The organism is Streptomyces diversicolor, assembly GCF_057537855.1.
Map to the genome: position 1 here is coordinate 1 of NZ_BAAJXA010000111.1, position 1,836 is coordinate 1,836.

Annotated in this window: 1 protein-coding gene; it reads left to right on the top strand. The window is 69.5% G+C overall.

What is annotated here, in order from left to right:
* The first annotated feature begins 191 nt into the window (after positions 1–191).
* Positions 192–1,802: an IS1182 family transposase gene (locus AC27LF_RS45345; RefSeq protein ID WP_479662436.1), complete on the top strand. Its 1,611-nt coding sequence runs from the start codon at positions 192–194 to the stop codon at positions 1,800–1,802.
* Positions 1,803–1,836 lie beyond the last annotated feature (34 nt).

Consider the following 1,836-nt stretch of genomic DNA (forward strand, 5'->3'; position numbering starts at 1 on the left):
GGATGCTGACTCTGTCGGGGATCTTGAGGATCCCCGGCGGGGCAGCATGATCAACGGGCATGCTCGGCTCTGTTCAAGGACCGATGCAGTTGTCGAGGTGCCCGTTGTCGCTCCGCCCCCGTTCTGGTGAGCAAGTTCCTTCTCTGACCGCGCGGATGGCGCGGGCGAGCAACCCGAACGGCACGACAGCGATGTGGGTGAGAGACCACCTGGGCGGGCTGTGGCGTGACGAGGACTTCGCCGACTGGTACCCGCGCGACGGGCGGCCAGGGCTCTCGCCCGCCCAGCTGGCCACCGTCTGTGTGCTCCAATTCCTGCTCGGTCTGTCGGACCGGCAGGCGGCCGAAGCGGTTCGCTGCCGCATCGATTTCAAATACGCGCTGGCCATGGAACTGGACGACCCCGGCTTCCACCACAGCGTGCTGGCCGACTTCCGCGACCGTCTCACCGAGGACGGCCGTGCCGACCGTCTCCTCGACCTCGCGCTCGCGCGTCTGAAGGAGGCCGGTCTCGTCCGAGAGCGCACCACCCAGCGCACGGACTCCACCCACGTCCTGGCCGCGGTGCGCGACCTGACCCGGCTGGAACTGGTCACCGAGGCCGTCCGCGCCGCGCTGGAAGAGCTGGCCAGCACCGCTGATCACCTGCTGGCCGGCCTGGTGGACGAGGAGTGGGGGCGCCGCTACGGCCGCCCGGTCCGTCTGGGCAAGAACCCCACCCGCCCCAAGACCAGAATCCTCGCCACCGGAGGCGACGCCGTCCGGCTGATCGAGCATCTCGGGCAGCACGGGCCGGAACGCCTGTCTGGTCCCCGCGTCCAGGCCCTGCGGCAGATCATGGTGCAGAACTACTACCGCGACGGGGCCGGCCGCCTGCGCTGGCGCACCGCCGAGGACGGCGGGCTGCCGCCCTCTGCCGTCGCAGTCGTCTCGCCCTACGACCCGACGGCCCGCTACGCGCGCCGCGGACACGTCACCCGCTGGAAGGGGTTCGTCGCACATCTCACCGAGACCTGCGATCCCAACGGCGTCAACGTGATCACAGATGTGGCCACCACCGACGCCACTGGCTACGACGCGAAGGCTCTGCCCGGCATCCACACCCGGCTCAAGCGTCGCGGGCTGCTGCCCGCCGAGCACCTGGTCGACGGCGGCTACACCTCCCTGGTCCATCTGGAACAGGCAGCCCGCGAGCACCAGGTCACGGTCACCGGACCACTGCCGGTCAACACCACCCGCCAGAACCGCAGGAACAACGGCTTCGGCCGCGACGACTTCCACATCGACTTCGACCGCCGCCAGGTCACCTGCCCGCAGGGCGAGACCAGCGCGGGCTGGCACGGCCCCTACCCGACCTCCTCACCCACCGCGGCACCTCTGATCGTGGCCCGGTTCACCAAGAGCCAGTGCCGGCCCTGCCCGGTCCGCACCCGCTGCACGACCACCGCCGACAGCGCCCGGAGCGTGGGCTTTCCCCCGCGAGAACTCCGTGACCTGCAACTCCGCGTCCGCGCCGAGCAGCAGACACCCGAATGGCAGGCCCGCTACGCGGTCCGCTCCGGAGTGGAAGGCACCATCAACGAGCTCGCCCACGGACACGGCATGCGCCACTGCCGCTACCGAGGACAGCACAAAGCCCACTTACAGCACGTGTTCACAGCCATCGCCGCAAACATCGAGCGCCTCAGCCGACGGCCGCCGATCGGAGACGCACCCCCGTCACGACCATCGACAGCCTTCCAGAACTACCTGGACCAGCACGGGATCCCCCGGCCGAGGTCTTGGCGGTCCGCCAAAGACTGAGCAGACCACCAAGATCCCCGACAGAGTCAGCATC